Annotated in this window: 16 protein-coding genes; 11 read left to right on the top strand and 5 right to left on the bottom strand. The window is 72.1% G+C overall.

The window, feature by feature from the left end; genetic code table 11:
• Positions 1–4 precede the first annotated feature (4 nt).
• Positions 5–1024, top strand: coding sequence for an ABC transporter ATP-binding protein (locus tag F3L20_RS27715; RefSeq protein ID WP_150156642.1), 1020 nt, complete (start codon positions 5–7; stop codon positions 1022–1024).
• A 33-nt stretch (positions 1025–1057) separates the two neighbouring features.
• Positions 1058–1873, top strand: a complete 816-nt coding sequence (locus F3L20_RS27710) for a DUF1707 SHOCT-like domain-containing protein (protein ID WP_150156641.1) — start codon at positions 1058–1060, stop codon at positions 1871–1873.
• Positions 1874–1909: 36 nt separating this feature from the next.
• On the opposite strand, the gene F3L20_RS27705 is transcribed toward F3L20_RS27710, so the two are convergent.
• Positions 1910–3205 (bottom strand): SGNH/GDSL hydrolase family protein, encoded by a 1296-nt coding sequence (locus tag F3L20_RS27705; RefSeq protein WP_150157522.1) that lies wholly within the window; start codon positions 3203–3205, stop codon positions 1910–1912.
• Positions 3206–4032: 827 nt separating this feature from the next.
• On the opposite strand from F3L20_RS27705, the gene F3L20_RS27695 reads away from it, so the two are divergent.
• Positions 4033–5373 carry a DUF445 domain-containing protein gene (locus F3L20_RS27695; protein WP_150156639.1) on the top strand — a complete coding sequence of 447 codons (1341 nt, stop codon included), beginning with the start codon at positions 4033–4035 and terminating at the stop codon, positions 5371–5373.
• Positions 5374–5517: 144 nt separating this feature from the next.
• A complete protein-coding gene (locus tag F3L20_RS27690) occupies positions 5518–6996 on the top strand; it encodes an MFS transporter (RefSeq protein ID WP_150156638.1) in 1479 nt (492 codons plus the stop codon).
• A 64-nt stretch (positions 6997–7060) separates the two neighbouring features.
• Here F3L20_RS27690 and F3L20_RS27685 read toward each other — a convergent pair whose 3' ends face one another.
• Complete coding sequence (locus F3L20_RS27685) at positions 7061–7363, bottom strand: hypothetical protein (protein ID WP_024885410.1); 303 nt, start codon at positions 7361–7363, stop codon at positions 7061–7063.
• A 222-nt stretch (positions 7364–7585) separates the two neighbouring features.
• Between F3L20_RS27685 and F3L20_RS27680 the strand changes: the two genes are divergently transcribed.
• The 6 genes from F3L20_RS27680 to F3L20_RS27655 all read left to right on the top strand — a co-directional run bounded on the left by F3L20_RS27680 (position 7586) and on the right by F3L20_RS27655 (position 12540).
• Positions 7586–8005 carry an Hsp20/alpha crystallin family protein gene (locus F3L20_RS27680; RefSeq protein WP_145827574.1) on the top strand — a complete coding sequence of 140 codons (420 nt, stop codon included), beginning with the start codon at positions 7586–7588 and terminating at the stop codon, positions 8003–8005.
• A gap of 133 nt (positions 8006–8138) precedes the next feature.
• The gene (locus F3L20_RS27675) at positions 8139–8615 is read left to right on the top strand and encodes a DUF2267 domain-containing protein (protein WP_150156637.1); all 477 of its coding nucleotides are present in this window, start codon (positions 8139–8141) and stop codon (positions 8613–8615) included.
• Between the two features lie 111 nt (positions 8616–8726).
• Positions 8727–9308 (top strand): sugar O-acetyltransferase, encoded by a 582-nt coding sequence (locus F3L20_RS27670; RefSeq protein WP_150156636.1) that lies wholly within the window; start codon positions 8727–8729, stop codon positions 9306–9308.
• Positions 9309–9330: 22 nt separating this feature from the next.
• Positions 9331–9876 (top strand): TetR/AcrR family transcriptional regulator, encoded by a 546-nt coding sequence (locus F3L20_RS27665; RefSeq protein ID WP_150156635.1) that lies wholly within the window; start codon positions 9331–9333, stop codon positions 9874–9876.
• Between the two features lie 120 nt (positions 9877–9996).
• Positions 9997–11616, top strand: a complete 1620-nt coding sequence (locus tag F3L20_RS27660; protein WP_240810776.1) for a leucine-rich repeat domain-containing protein — start codon at positions 9997–9999, stop codon at positions 11614–11616.
• Between the two features lie 72 nt (positions 11617–11688).
• Complete coding sequence (locus F3L20_RS27655) at positions 11689–12540, top strand: DUF1963 domain-containing protein (protein ID WP_240810775.1); 852 nt, start codon at positions 11689–11691, stop codon at positions 12538–12540.
• A gap of 261 nt (positions 12541–12801) precedes the next feature.
• On the opposite strand, the gene F3L20_RS27650 is transcribed toward F3L20_RS27655, so the two are convergent.
• A complete protein-coding gene (locus tag F3L20_RS27650) occupies positions 12802–13284 on the bottom strand; it encodes a GNAT family N-acetyltransferase (protein WP_150156633.1) in 483 nt (160 codons plus the stop codon).
• Positions 13285–13516: 232 nt separating this feature from the next.
• Between F3L20_RS27650 and F3L20_RS27645 the strand changes: the two genes are divergently transcribed.
• The gene (locus F3L20_RS27645) at positions 13517–14053 is read left to right on the top strand and encodes a GNAT family N-acetyltransferase (protein WP_150156632.1); all 537 of its coding nucleotides are present in this window, start codon (positions 13517–13519) and stop codon (positions 14051–14053) included.
• A gap of 78 nt (positions 14054–14131) precedes the next feature.
• Here F3L20_RS27645 and F3L20_RS27640 read toward each other — a convergent pair whose 3' ends face one another.
• Both F3L20_RS27640 and F3L20_RS27635 read right to left on the bottom strand, forming a co-directional pair.
• On the bottom strand, positions 14132–14332 hold the full coding sequence (locus F3L20_RS27640) for a DUF397 domain-containing protein (RefSeq protein ID WP_150156631.1): 201 nt from the start codon (positions 14330–14332) through the stop codon (positions 14132–14134).
• Positions 14333–15178 carry a helix-turn-helix domain-containing protein gene (locus F3L20_RS27635; protein ID WP_150156630.1) on the bottom strand — a complete coding sequence of 282 codons (846 nt, stop codon included), beginning with the start codon at positions 15176–15178 and terminating at the stop codon, positions 14333–14335.
• Positions 15179–15235 lie beyond the last annotated feature (57 nt).

Here is a 15235-nt window from a genome sequence, read left to right as displayed (position 1 = left end):
GCGGATGCACACGACAGCCGGACCGGACACCGGTGCCGGGTCCGAGGGGTTCATCGCGCTGGAGGGGGTCGAGAAGGTCTTCGACGTGCGCAGGCGCAAGGGGCTGCTGCGGCGGGAGCGGCACCGGGTGCGGGCCGTGGACTCGATCTCGTTCACCGTGGCGCGCGGGGAGATGGTCGGCTACATCGGCCCGAACGGCGCGGGGAAGTCCACGACGATCAAGATGCTGACGGGCATCCTCACGCCGAGCGCGGGCCGGCTGCGGGTCGCCGGGATCGACCCGTCCCGGGAGCGGACCCGGCTGGCGCACCGCATAGGGGTGGTGTTCGGGCAGCGCACCACGCTGTGGTGGGACCTCCCTCTGATCGACTCGTACAAGCTGATGCACCGCATGTACCGCATCCCCGACGCCCGGTACCGGGAGAACCTCGCCCGGCTGGTCGAACTGCTCGACCTGGGTGAGCTGTTGGAGGTGCCGGTGCGGCAGCTGTCGCTGGGGCAGCGGATGCGCGGGGACATCGCGGCGGCGCTGCTGCACGACCCGGAGGTGCTGTACCTGGACGAGCCGACGATCGGCCTGGACGTCGTCTCCAAGACCCGGGTGCGGGACTTCCTGCGGCAGGTGAACGCCGAACGCGCCACGACGGTGCTGCTGACGACGCACGACCTGCAGGACATCGAGCAGGTGTGCTCCCGGGTGATGGTCATCGACCAGGGTCGGCTGGTGTACGACGGGGCGCTCGCCGGGCTGCACGAGGTGGGGGAGAGCGAACGGACGCTGGTGGTGGACCTGGAGCGGGAGTGCCCGCCGGTCGAGGTGCCCGCCCCGGCGCGGGTGGTACGGGTGGAGGGGCCGCGGCAGTGGTTGGCGTTCCCGGCGTCGGAGTCGGCCGCCGGGCTGGTGGCGCGGATCGCCGAACGCTACCCGCTGGTCGACCTGTCGGTGCGGGAGCCGGACATCGAGGCCGTGATCGCGAAGATGTACGCGGAGCGGGCCGGGCGTACCCCGACGCAGTCCTCGTAGCCGTGTGACGGGCACAACTCGTAGGCTGCTTCCATGACCGACGACGTACCCGCCCCGGACCTCCGTGCCGCCGACGCCGACCGCGAGAAGGTCGCCGAGATCCTCCGGGACGCCCTCGCCGAGGGCCGTCTGGACATGGAGGAGTTCGAGGAGCGGCTCGACGCGACGTACAAGGCGCGCACCTACGGGGAACTGGCGCCGATCACCCGAGACCTCCCCGGTGCGGGCACGGCTCCGGTGCCCGCCGTCTCCCTGACGAAGGACCCTGCGCGCGGCGGCGGTTGGGCGGACCGCATCGTCGGCGGGGACGACCCGGGGACGTCGAGCTGGGCGGTGGCCGTGATGAGCGGCTTCCAGCGCAAGGGGCGGTGGACGGCGCCGCGGCGCTTCAACTGCTTCGCCTTCTGGGGCGGCGGCGAGATCGACCTGCGCGAGGCGAACTTCGCGGACCGCGAGATCGTCATCAACGCCGTCGCGATCATGGGCGGGGTGGAGGTGATCGTGCCGCCGGGCGTGGAGGTCGTGGTGCGCGGCGTCGGCATCATGGGCGGCTTCGACCACCGTGAGGAGGGTGTGCCGGCCGAGCCGGGCGCCCCGCGCGTGGTCGTCACGGGCCTGGCCTTCTGGGGCGGCGTCGGCGTCGAACGCAAGCTGCCCCGCGCGGAGCGGCAGCGGCTGCGCGAGGAGCGCCGCCGGGAGAAGCTCGAACGCAAGGAGGAGCGGCGCCGGCAGCACCTGGACCGCGCCGACCGGCACCGCCGTGAGGTGGAGGCGCCGCGCCCGCTGCACGACCCGCTGAACCTGCACTCCCCGCACCGCCGGCCCGCACCCCGCCCCGAGGACGACTGAGCGCCACGGCGGGAGCGGCGGCGGCCCGGTGACGCGTCAGAGGCGGGCCGGGGCGCCGCCCTTCAGCGCGTCCAGGTCGAACGCTTCCGCCATGCGCGCGTACCCCTCGTCGCTGGGGTGCAGCCCGTCGCCGGAGTCGTAGCCCGCCCGGAACCGCCGGGGGTCGTACCCGTCCCGTACCGCCTCGTCGAAGTCCACGACCGCGTCGAACACGCCCCCGTCGCGGATCGCCGCGTTGACCCGCTGCCGTACGTCCTCGCGCGCGTCGGTGTACTCGCGGTGGCCGCCGAACGGCATCAGCGTCGCCCCGACGGCCTTGATCCCCCGGGCGTGCGCGCGCTCCACCAGGGCCGTCAGGCCGCCCACGATCCGCTCGGGGTCGGCGGTGCCGGGCGCCCGCAGGATGTCGTTGATGCCCAGCGCGACGACCACCACCTCGACGTTCGCGCGGCCCAGCACGTCCCGGCCGAAGCGGCGCAGCGCGCTGGGGTTCTCCGGCGGCGTCCCGGACCGTTCGGCGAGGATCTCGTTCCCGCTGAGCCCGGCGTTGACGACGCTGTACCGGGGGAGGTTCCGGCCGTCGGCGAGGGCCGCGCGCAGCCGGCCGGACAGCACGTCGGGCCAGCGGGCGTCGGCGCCGACGGTGGAGGTGATGCCGTCGGTGAGGGAGTCGCCGAGGACGACGACCGTGCCCTCGGAGTCGTCGCTGAGCACGTCCAGCGCGGTCACGTACCGCCAGACCGTGCTCCGCCCCGAGTAGGCGGCCCCGGTGGTGTCGCGGGTGTGCTCGCCCTCGGCGACCCAGGAGATCTGCCGGGCGTGCTTGTGGAAGGTGACCGGCCCGGCCGGGACGGGCGAGTACGTGCTGATGAGGACGTGTCCGTCGCGCGGGACGCGGACGCGTACGACGTCACTGACCACCTGTCCGCCCGCCGGGACGACGACCGACGGGTTCCCGGCGAAGGTCAGCGGGCGCATGGTCTCCGGCAGCGCGGCCGCCGTGTCCCGGCCGGCCGCGACGGCGACGGAGGCGTGCGTGAGGGTCAGCGGGGAGCGGCCGTAGAGGTTGGACAGCGTGACCCGGGCGCGGGCGCCGCCGGCGGTGGTGTGCACGACGTTGCGCACGGAGCGGCCGGCGAGCCCGGTGGTCTCCGTGGCGGGTTCGGCGCCGCCGGGGGAGGCCGTCCAGGCGGTGACCCAGGTGCCGGCGGAGGCCGGGGCGGCGGGGAGGTCGAGGGCGCCGGTGCCGGCGAGGGTGTCGCGTCCGCGTGAGCGGTCGGCCGAGACGCCGACGAAGATGACGGACGACACGGCGAGGACGGCCACGAGCATCGCGGCGAGCAGGGCCCCGTGCCGTACGGGACGCTCCCGCTCCGGGGGACGGTCCGGCCCCGCGAGACGGTCTTGCCGCACCGGACGGCCCGTCCTCACGGGGCGGTCCCGCGGCGCGGGGCGGTGCGTCCTCGCGGGGCGGTCCCGTTGGTCTCCGCGTGCCCGCGTGGCGGGGCGGTCCCGTTCGACGGGGTGGATCCCGTGGACAGGACGCCCCGGTCCGGGGCGCGGTTGCTCTCCGGCCGGACGCTGCCGGCCGGCGGGCAGCTCGCGTCCGGCGGGACGGCGCCGAAGTCCGGCAGGGGAGTCCCCCGTGGAGGTTTGCTCCTGGCCGGCGGGGACGTCCCGTGGGGAGGGGTCCTCCGGGCCGGCAGGGGGCTCCTGCCGGACAGGGCGGTCCCGCCCCGCGGGGCGGGCCTGCTCGGGGTGCGGCGCGCCCCCGTCACGACGCCGGGTCATGCTGTTCTGTTCTCCTCGGGAGGCGGGAGCGTGAGGCTCCGGTCCGACGCCCATGGTGGGCCACGGCGGGGGAGATCTCGCGCGGGACGCCCCCGGAGATCATCCGGGCGGCCCCCGGGAGGACCCCGGGCAGCCGCGCGGGCGGATCGGGATGGCCCACAGTGCTGGGCCGGCCGGCCCCGACAGACCCGGGCGGGCCTGTCGGGTGGTCGTGCCGAGCGGCCCGGGGTTTCCGGGCGGACCCGGGGTACCCCTAGGTGATGTCCCTGGACAATCCCCCTCAGGACAGACGCCGGGAACTCCTGTTCCGTTCCAGGAGTCGGTCAGGAAGGGACAATGTGTGAGGGATCACCGAGCGGGTGGAGCGGATGGAACGGACTGAGACGGCAGACACCGAGGAGCGGGACGCCGCCGAGCGGCGGGCCGGCACCGCCACGAACCGCGCGATGACGACGTTCAGCCCCGCGGACGAGGAGAAGCGGCGCGGCGTGCGCCGGATGAAGCTCACCGCCACCGGCCTGCTGCTGTTCGTCGCCGTCGTGTACGTCCTCGCCAAGTGGGCCTCGCACCAGGGCGCCGGAGCCTGGGCGGGGTACGTGGCCGCGGCGGCCGAGGCCGGCATGGTCGGCGCGCTCGCCGACTGGTTCGCCGTCACCGCCCTCTTCCGGCATCCCCTGGGCCTGCCCATCCCGCACACCGCGATCATCCCCACCAAGAAGGACCAGCTCGGCACCGCCCTCGGCGACTTCGTCGGGGAGAACTTCCTCTCCGAGGACGTCGTCCGCAGACGGCTGCGCGCCGTCGGCATCGGCAGCAGACTCGGCGCCTGGCTCGCCGTCCCCGAGCACGCCGACCGGGTCACCGCCGAGGTGTCGGCGGCCCTGCGCGGCGCGCTCACCGTGCTGCGCGACTCCGACGTGCAGGCCGTCGTCGGGGAGGCCATCACCCGCCGCGCCGACGCCCAGGAGATCGCGCCAGGCATGGGCAAGATGCTGGAGCGGATCGTCGCCGACGGCGGCCACAAACGCGCCGTCGACGTCGTCGTCACCCGCGCCCACGACTGGCTGGTCCTGCACAGCGACACCGTGATGGACGCCGTCCACGGCGGCGCCCCCGGCTGGACGCCGAAGTTCGTGGACCGCAAGGTCGGCGAGCGCGTCTACAAGGAGCTGCTGCGCTTCGTCACCGAGATGCGCGACATGCCCGGCCACCCCGCGCGCGGGGCACTGGACCGCTTCCTCACGGACTTCGCCACCGACCTGCAGTCCGACACCGACACCCGGGCCCGCGTGGAGCGCCTCAAGGGCGACATCCTGGGCCGCAGCGAGGTGCAGGACCTGATCGCGTCCGCGTGGACCGCAGTGCGGGGCATGATCGTGTCGGCGGCGGAGGACGAGCGCAGCGAACTGCGGCTGCGGCTGCGGGCGTCGCTGCTGTCGCTGGGCGCCCGGATGTCCCTCGACACCAAGCTCCAGGGCAAGGTCGACGGCTGGCTGGAGAGCGCCGCGGTGTACGTGGTGACGACCTACCGCAAGGAGATCACCTCCCTGATCACGGACACCGTGGCGAGCTGGGACGCCGAGCACACCACGAAGAAGATCGAGGCCAACATCGGCCGCGACCTTCAGTTCATCCGGATCAACGGCACGGTGGTCGGCTCCCTGGCGGGCCTGGTGATCTACACGATCTCGCGGGCGGTGGGCGCGTAGGGAGGACGGGGAGGGCACCCCGCGGGCCGTATCCGGCCGTGCTCCCCGCCCGGTGCGGGCCGCGCCGTACCCGCCGCGGACCGCGCCGGCGTGAAACCGGCGGGCACGGGGCACAAGGGACTCACTTCGCCGAGGAGGGAGCCCATGGCCACCGCGCAGTCCGGGTCCGGACGCACCATCACCACCAGAATCCCCGCCCGCCTGGACCGCCTGCCGTGGTCCCGCTGGCACTGGTCCATCGTCATCGGTCTGGGCACCGTGTGGATCCTCGACGGGATGGAAGTCACCATCGTCGGGAACATCGCGGCCCGGCTGTCGGAGCCCGGCAGCGGACTGCCCATCACGTCCGGCGAGGTCACGGGCATATCGGCCGCCCTCTATGTGACGGGCGCCTGTGCGGGCGCCCTCTTCTGGGGGCGGCTCACCGACATCTACGGCCGCAAGAAGCTGTTCCTGATCACTCTCGCCGTGTACCTCGCGGCGACCGCCCTGACCGCCCTGTCCTTCGACACCTGGTGGTTCTTCCTCTTCCGCTTCCTCACCGGTTTCGGCATCGGCGGCGAGTACGCGGCCATCAACTCCGCGATCGACGAGCTGATCCCGGCCCAGTACCGGGGCCGTGTGGACCTGCTGATCAACGGCAGCTACTGGCTGGGCGCGGTCGCCGGCGCGCTGCTGTCCATCGTCGCCCTGGACACCTCGATCTTCCCGGCGAACGTCGGCTGGCGGCTCACCTTCGCGCTGGGCGCCGTCCTCGCCCTGGTGATCCTCCTCGTACGGCGTCACGTCCCCGAGAGTCCACGCTGGCTGCTCATCCACGGCCGGGACGACGAGGCGGAGCGGATCGTCGGCGGTATCGAGGAACGGGTCACGGCCGAGGCGGGCAAGGAACTGCCGCCCGCCGAGGACGAAATGACGATCCATCAGCGCCGCCGCACCACGTTCACCGAGATCGCCCGCACCGTCTTCGGCCGCTACCGCAGGCGCTCCACCCTCGGTTTCGCCCTCTTCGTCGGCCAGGCGTTCCTCTACAACGCGATCACCTTCGGCTTCGGCGCGATCCTCACCCAGTTCTTCGACGTGCCGTCCGGCAACACCGGTTACTACTTCGCGGTCATCGCGGCCGGCAACTTCCTCGGCCCGCTGCTGCTGGGCAAGCTGTTCGACACGGTCGGCCGGCGCGTGATGATCTCCGGCACGTATGTGCTGTCCGGCGCGCTGCTGTTCGGCACGGCGTGGCTGTTCGACCGGGGCTCGCTCACGGCGGCGACGATGACGGCGTGCTGGTGCGTGGTGCTGTTCTTCGCCTCGGCCGGCGCCTCCAGCGCCTACCTCACGGTCTCCGAGATCTTCCCCATGGAGACCAGGGCCATGTCCATCGCCTTCTTCTACGCCCTCGGCACCGCCGCGGGCGGCATCAGCGGCCCGCTGCTGTTCGCCGAGCTGACCAACACCGGCAAGGTCGGCGACACGGTGCTCGCGTTCCAGATCGGGGCGGGCCTGATGGTCGCGGCGGGCATCGTGGCGGCGCTCCTCGCGGTGAACGCGGAACGGCGTTCCCTGGAGGACATCGCCACACCCCTGTCGGCGGCCGAACCGCAGCAGGCCGCGGCCCGGCCCTGACGGGACACGCCCTGAAGGGACGGGCACTGGCGGGACTCACCCTCCCGCGCCGGCCGGCGGGGTCTCAGCCCCGTCGGTCGGCGACCGCCCACGACGCGAGGGCCACGGCGCCGGCCACGCCGAACACGGCGGGCCAGGCGCCGACCTTCTTCGCCAGCGGGTGAGACCCGGCGAAGGCGGCGACGTAGGCCACCGACAGGGCGCCGGCCGCCGCACCGCCCGCGCGCTGCCGCCACTGCTGGGCGGCGGCGACCCCGGCGGCGGCAAGGACGACCCCGCCGAGCTGCCGCTTACGGGTCCAGCGGGCCACGCCGTACCCGCCGACGAGCCCGCTCGCGGCCACGACCGAACTGGGAACCTTCGCCATGCCTGCTGCCTCCTGCCACTGCGCCCCGCACGGGCGGGGGTCCACGGACTCCGAGGCTAACCCTCCCGGCGGCACGCCCCGTCACCAGCCCCGCACCAAGGCCCACGGCCCACCCGACCCGAAACTGAGTCCGCTCTTGTCAACTTTCCTCCCCATCGGCTATATAAGGAATTGACCCGTAGGGCATCGCACAGATGACGCCACAGAAAGGAGTGGACTGTGATGCTCATGCGTACCGACCCCTTCCGCGAGATCGACCGCCTCACGCAGCAGGTGTTCGGCCCCGTCACCCGCGCCTCGGCGATGCCGATGGACGCCTACCGGGCGGGGGACGACTTCGTCGTCCACTTCGACATCCCCGGCATCGACCCCGAGACGATCGAACTCGACGTCGAACGCAACGTCCTCAACGTGCGCGCCGAGCGTCGCTCGCCGGCCCCCGAGGGCGCGGAGACGGTGGTCGCCGAACGGCCGACCGGCACCTTCACCCGCCAGCTGTTCCTCGGCGACACCCTGGACACCGAGCGCATCGACGCCGCGTACGACGCCGGTGTCCTGACGCTGCGCATCCCGGTGGCCGAGGCGGCCAAGCCGCGCCGCATCCGGATCACCGGCGGCGACCGCAAGCAGCTCACCGGCTGACCGCCGCCCACCCCTTCCACGCGTCCCGCGGACCCCCCTCCCGCGGGACGCGCCCACGCGCCGTACGCCCCCGGCGGGCGACGGAACACCGGCCCCCTCAGAACCGAATACCGCAGACGGAGAGGAGCTTCGGATGACCACGCTGACGCCGCAGAAGCCCGCGGTCCCGCAGCCGGGAGGGAACATCCCGGCCGGCTCGCGCCCGGTACGGGAGCCCGCCTGGCTCGAACTCGTCGACGCCGTACGGGAGGCCGGGCAGTACCCGACGCGGTCGGAGGCGGAGAGCGTCACCCGCGTCGTCCTGTCCGCCCTCGGCGGTCACGTCGTCGGTGACGAACGCGTCGACCTGGCCCGCGCCCTGCCCGAGGAGGCCGCGCGGGTGGTCGCCTCGCAGATCCCGGCGACCCGCCCGCTGACGGCGGCCGAGTTCGTCGACTCGGTGGCGGCCCGCATCGAGGGCGCGACCCCGGCCACGGCCCGCTGGGACGTCAGCTCCGTGCTCAGCGTCCTGCCGCCGCTGGTCGGTGACGAGCTGGTGACCCGCGTCCTCGCGCAGCTGCCCCCCGGCTACGCCCTGCTGTTCGGCCGGGCGGAGCTGACACCGGCGTGACGACCGCGCCGTAGCTCCCTTCCTCACGGGCGCCCCCGTGCCGCACCGGCGCGGGGGCGCCCGCCGTGTGGGCCTGTACCCATCCGCAGCGAGGAGCGTACGATCGTACGCATGACGGCCGACCACTTCGCGGGGGACCCGCGCACCAACCTGGAGCGCATGCTCGCGGGCGACCTGTACCTCGCGGACGACCCGGAGATCGCGCGCCGGCAGCGGCACGCCATGCGGCTCGCGTCCCGCTACCAGGCCGCCTACGTGGACGACCCCGCCGAGGCGCGGACGATCCTCGCCGAGCTGCTGGGCTCCGCCGGCGAGGACATCGACATACGCCCGCCCCTGTACATCGACTACGGCAGCAACATCAGCATCGGCGCGCGGACCTTCGTCAACTACCACCTCACCGCGCTGGACGTCGCCCGCATCACCATCGGTGAGGACTGCCAGATCGGCCCCAACGTCCAACTCCTCACGCCCACACACCCGGTGGAACCGCAGCCCCGGCGCGACAAGCTCGAGGCGGCGCTGCCCATCACCATCGGAGACAACGTCTGGCTGGGCGGCGGCGCGATCGTCTGCCCCGGGGTGACCATCGGCGACAACTCCGTCATCGGCGCCGGCGCGGTGGTCACGAAGGACATCCCCGCGAACGTCGTGGCGGTGGGCAACCCGGCCCGACCCGTCCGCCCGCTCTGAGCCGGGCAGGCGAGCCGACCGTATGGCCACCGGACAAACCGACCCCCGCCGTCGCGAGCGGATCCTCGCGGCGACGCTCGACCTGATCGCCGAGGAGGGCGTCGCCGGCGTCTCCCACCGCAAGATCGCGGCCCGCGCCGGGGTGCCGCTGGGCTCGATGACGTACCACTTCACCGGCATCGACGAGCTGCTGCTGGAAGCGTTCACCGGCTACGCGGACCATGTGGTGACGGTCTTCGAGCACCACCTCACCGGCGCCGGCACCCCCGAGGAGGTCCGCGAGGCGGTCACCGACCTGATCCACACCCTCTCCGAGGGCCCGCGCCGCGACCTGATCCTCGTCCAGGAGCTGTACACCCTCGCCGCGCGCCGGGAGCCGTACCGCGCCCTGTGCGCCCGCTGGATGCGACGCAGCCGCACCCTGCTGGAACTCCACTTCCCACCGGACACGGCCCGCCAACTCGACGCCCTGATCGAGGGCCTGACCCTCCACCGCGCCCTGGACGACACCCCGGCGGACCGGGAGCTGACGCGGGAGACGGTGCGGCGGATCACGTCGGCGGACTGAGCGGGCGGCGCCCGGAAACCGGCTCCGGCGAGGTCCACACGGTGCCGAGCCGTTCCCGGCGTCCACGGAAGCCGAGGCTCGGCCAGGCGTCCTGTCACACCTGGCCCCTACAGTCCCCTCATGACACAGCCGACTTCCCCCGGTGTGCCCGCCGACGCCACACCGGACGACAACACAGCAGTGCGCACAGGGCAGTTGAGGGCGCTCCTGGAGACCGCGAGTCCCGCCGAGGCGGGTGAGGCGGTCAGGGAACTCATGCTGCTCGCAGCGTCCGGCGGCGGCGACGCGGCGCTGGATCTGGCCGTGCGGTACAGCGAGGCGTCCGACTGCTCCACCGAGGAACTGCTCCGGTTGTGGGCGACGGCCGACGGAGACCCGTACGGGTTCTGCGAGAACCTGGAGGCCCCCGCGTACCGCGCGCGCAAGGCCGTCAGGAGACTCGTCGCCCTGTCCGCGCCGGGTGACGGCGGACATGCCCTGCGACTGGCCGCCCGGTTCACCCCCGCCGACCCGTACGCGTCCAAGTTCCTCGTCCGCCTGTGGAGGACGGACCGAGACCCGGACCGTTTCGCCCAGCACCTGCTCGCCCCGGCGTTCCGTCAGGAGGGCAGGACGGAACTGAGGCTGCCGTACGCCTCTTCCCTGCACGGTCTGCGGCATCTCACGATGCTCGAGAAGCTCGACCTCCGCCAGTGTGACGGGCTCACCGACCTCACCGAGATCGGTGAACTCACCCGTCTCACGGACCTCGATCTGAGCAGCTGCACGGGCGTGCGGGACCTCACGCCGGTCGGCCGCCTCACCCGGCTGACCCGCCTCGATCTGAGCTGGTGCGGCGCCGTCGAGGACTTCGAGCCCTTGCTGAACCTCGGCGGTCTGCGTCAGCTGAGGCTGAGCCGGACCAAGGTGCGGTCCCTTCGTGGCTTCGGCGGGGCACTGGCCGCTCTGGAGACACTGGATCTCCAGTCCTGCGGGTCTCTCACGGACCTGGACGGACTCGACGAGCTGCCGCGTGTCGCGCACCTCCGACTGAGCGGCGACCGGCTCGGCGACCTCTCGCCGTTCGCGGCTCTCCCGCGGCTTCACTCCCTCGACCTCGACAGATGCGGCGAGCTGACGACGCTCGAAGGGCTGGACGGCCACCCGCGGCTGGTGAAGCTCGGCATCCACGGCGCTCCGCTCCTGCGCACGACGGAGGGTCTGGGCGAGCTGCCGGCGTTGCGGGAGGTGACTCTGACCGGCTGCTCCACGCTGGCCGACCTCAAGGGCCTCGGCCGCCTGCCCGCGCTGCGCACATTGATGATCAACGGTTCCGCCGTCCGCGGCCTCGGTGATCTGTCCGGATCCCCCTTGTCCACACTGACCCTGCTGTACATGGAGGACCTGGAATCGTTCAGCGCCCTTCAGGAGTGCCCGGGACTGAGGGAACTGACCCTCCGTTTCCTGACGGACGGCCCCTCGGCCGAGGGCATACCGGTGGAACGGCTCAGCTCACTCACCGTGGCCGGCCCACGCTGGGCCGCGTTGAAGGACATCACCCTGTTCACCGCTTCGCCCCGCCTCGCGGAACTCGACCTGCGCCACTGCCGGTCCCTGACGGACCTCGGGCCCCTGCTCGACATGCCGGCGCTGTCACACGTCCACCTGTCGGAACGGAACGTGACCTCGCCCTCGGGGGTTCCCGATCCGGTGGTGCCCGGACTCAGGGCACACGGCGTGACCGTCACGCTGCACCCCTGACCGTCCACGAACCGCCGCCCACCCGGCGGCGATTCCCCGATCCGAACCCGCCCGACCGCAAGGAGACCGCCCGTGCCCCCCGAAACGCCGGACATCCTGAACGACTTCCGTGAGAGCGCTCTGGCAGAGGGCATCCCCCCGGACGACATCGCACGGTGGACGGACCTCGCCCGGCCCTGTGCCTTTCTGGGCACCCGGGGCGACGGGCCCGTGGTGGGCAGGCTCGGCGGGCCCCTCATGCTTCCCGCGGACGTCTCCGACCCGTGGTGCAAGCTCGCCGCCACCATCGACCTCGCCGCGCTGCCCGCCGGAGCGACCGACCTCGACCTGCCCGCCGACGGCCACCTGCTGCTGTTCGCCGACCCCGACCCCGACCGGATCGGGCAGGGAAACCTGGGCACCGCACTCCACATTCCCGCCGGCACGCCCGTCGAGGAACGCCCCGCGGACCTCGACCCGGAATGGAAGAACTACCCGTACGAGACGGACTTCCCGGAAGGCCTGCTCCGGTTGAGTACCGACGTCTCCCTGCCGTACTGCACCTCGGTCCATGCTCCCGGGCAGCCCTTGGGCTGCGTGGCTCACCCGGACCATCCCCATGCGAACGAACTGATCGAGGTCTGGTCCGAGATGCCGGGTGAGGGCATGGGCCTCGGGCTTCAGCTGGGTGGATACGCCGAGGACGAGTACTGGGCGGAGGACCCCAGTGTGGCGGCCGGGCGGGAAGCGGCACGCGCGGTGGCCCGAGGCGATCTGCCCGCGCCCGATACGGACGTACGTCCCGAGGACTGGGTGTGCCTCGCCCAGTGGATGCATGGGCTCGACGGTCTGGAGATGGCCCTCTACTCCTGGTCGATCGCCCGGCAGGACCTGGCCGCGGGACGCTTCGACCGGGTCTACGCCACGATGACCTGGAACCCGTGACACCTGCGGGACGCCGGCCCGGGATGCCGCCGCCACGGCGGGATGCGCCGGACGAGCCCGTTCCGCTCCTCGGCCCTCTTTCGAGCGCTCCGGCGGCCTACTGGTGAGCCCGGACGGCGGTGGCGTCGCCCGGCACGGTCCAGCCGATGCCGTCAACGGCGCCCACTCCCGTGCGGACGGCGGCGAGGACCGGTTCCCCCGTGCCGTCGACGGCGCACCTGAGGGACGGGCGCGGAAAGGCGCCCGTCCCTCAGGCCCGGCTCAGAGCTCCCGGTAGTAGACCGCGACCGGGAGCGCGGTGCACCCGAGGCGCTCGTAGAGGGCGCGGGCGGGTGCGTGGAAGGGATCTCCTCCGGTGCCGATCTCGACCACCTCGGCCCCGAGGCTCCGCATCCGCGCGAAGGCGTGCTCGCACAGGGCGGTACCGACGTGGTTGCGGCGGTGTTCGGCGGAGACGGCGAGGTGGCTGACGGTGCCGTTCCGGCGGGCGGGGTCGACGCTCCACGCCACGTAGCCGGCGATGTCGCCGTCGGCCTCGGCGACATCGACGTACATGTGCCGCTCGGGGGCGTGGAGTTCGGGCACCTGCTTGCGGTAGTCGTCGCGCCAGTCGCCGTGCTGGTTGGCGAAGACGGCCTCACCGACCAAGGTGCGGAAGGAGTCCTCGTAGAACGGCCGGAACGTCTGGATGGTGAGTTCGGTCAGTCGCGCCAGGTCGTGCGGGGTGAACGCGCGAATGAGCATGGGAGTGCGCCTTTCGGGCTGAGGGCTGGACACCCAGGGAGGGGAGAAGGGCTGGGTCGGCCCGCTCCCGGCCGACGCGGTCGGCGGCGAGGGGGCCCTCAGTGACGCGTACGCAAGGCGGCGAAGCACTCCATGGCTCCCAGCGTAACGCCGGCGGCACGGGCGCCGCCCGGCCGTGATCGCTCGTCTTAATCGATTGCCGCCGCTCGCTCCGGTCCGATAGGAAGACCGCATGTTGAGGGGAACCAGGGTCGGGCTCAGGGACCGGCACGAGGACGACATCCCGGTCCTGCGGGCCGAGCTTTACAACGACGTGGTCAACGCCGCGCGGGCCGAGGGCGCGCCGTGGCAGCCGGTCACGTCGAAGGACCCCCGCCTCGCCGTCGACTACGCCGCCGAGGGTGTCGTCCCCTTCTCCGTGGTGGAGCTGGAGAGCGGCACGCTGCTCGGCACCGCGAACCTGTGGGGCATCGACAGCCACAACCGCAACGCCCACATCGGCCTCGGCCTGCTCCCCGCCGCCCGCGGCAAGGGATACGGCACGGATGTCGTCGCGACCCTGTGCTACTACGGCTTCGTCGTGCGCGGCCTGCACCGCCTGCAGATCGAGACGCTGTCGGACAACGAGGCGATGATCCGCTCCGCGGAGCGCAACGGCTTCACCCGCGAGGGAGTGCTCCGCAACTCGGCGTGGGTGCTGGGGGAGTTCATGGACGAGGTGGTGCTCGGACTGCTGGCGGGGGAGTGGACGGCGGGTGGGGTGGTGTAACCCCCTGCCGGGGCTGTAGCGCCGTCAGCCCTGGTGCCTACGCGAGCCACGCGCCCCGGTCGGGTATCCGCGACAAGGTCACCGGGCGGGCACGTCCGTTATGAAGTGCGCCCAGGCCTTCTTTGAGACCTTGAGCCGTGGGCCCGACGACCGCTTCGAGTCTCTTATGAGCACGACGACAGGTGTGAAAGCCGCCTCCAGGCATTCAGTCGTGTTGCCGCCGCTGTACGACGACTTGAACCACTGGGGCTTGTGAACGGGCGGTTGGCCGACTGCCATTTACAGCTCCTCGCGTACACGCTGGATCAGGGAAGAGGATGCCTCCATGTCCAACGCTTGTGCGCGGAGGTACTCGAACGCAAGCCGATAACGCTCGAGTTCCTCCTCCTTCTCAAGGAAGAGCGAGCCGGTGTGGAAGTCGACGTAGACCACGTCGAGGGCTGATTCGGTGCCGCCGAGGATGACGAAACTGCCGAGTGCTGCGGAGTGCGCACCTTGGGAGAACGGCAGCACCTGAAGCGTGACATGAAGGGACTCGTTCGCTTCCAGCAGTCGGCTGAGCTGTTCCTTCATGGTGTCCGGTGAGCCGACGACCCGGCGGATGACGGACTCGTCGAGGATCGCCCACAGCCGCGGCGGGTCGGGGCGTGTGAGGATCTCCTGCCGCTTCATACGGATGTCGACGAGCCGCTCGATCTCAGCCGGCGCCAGCGGGATCTCGTTAGCCTTCTGCAGAGCGGTGCTGTAGGCGCGGGTCTGCAGAAGGCCGGGGACGTACACACAGGAGAAGTGGTCTTCCCGTACGGCCTCGTCTTCCAGTGTGAGCAGCAGATTCATGCTCTCCGGGATGGAGTCGGCGAAGGAACTCCACCAGCCCTGCTGCTTGGCGTCCTTAGCCAGCCTGACGACGGCCTCTCGCTCGGCACCGGTTGCTCCGTACTCGCGGCACAGCGCGTCGACGACGATCCACTTCACCGGGCCCGCCTGCGTCTCGTAGCGGCTGACCGTGGCCTTGGATACGCCGACCAGCCGCCCGGCTTCCTCCAGCGTCATGCCGCTGCGGGCGCGCAACTTGCGCAGCGTGGAGCCCAGTTGGCGGCGACGCGTTGTGGTCCTTACGGACATGGGACTCCTCTGAGGCATAGGCCTGGCGGCCGTTCGGGCGAGAACAGGCTAGGCAGG

Origin of the sequence: Streptomyces tendae, from assembly GCF_008632955.1 — a bacterium.
GTDB lineage: Bacteria > Actinomycetota > Actinomycetes > Streptomycetales > Streptomycetaceae > Streptomyces.
The sequence above is the reverse complement of the archived record's forward strand: the minus strand, read 5'-3'. Positions and strand labels throughout refer to the sequence as shown.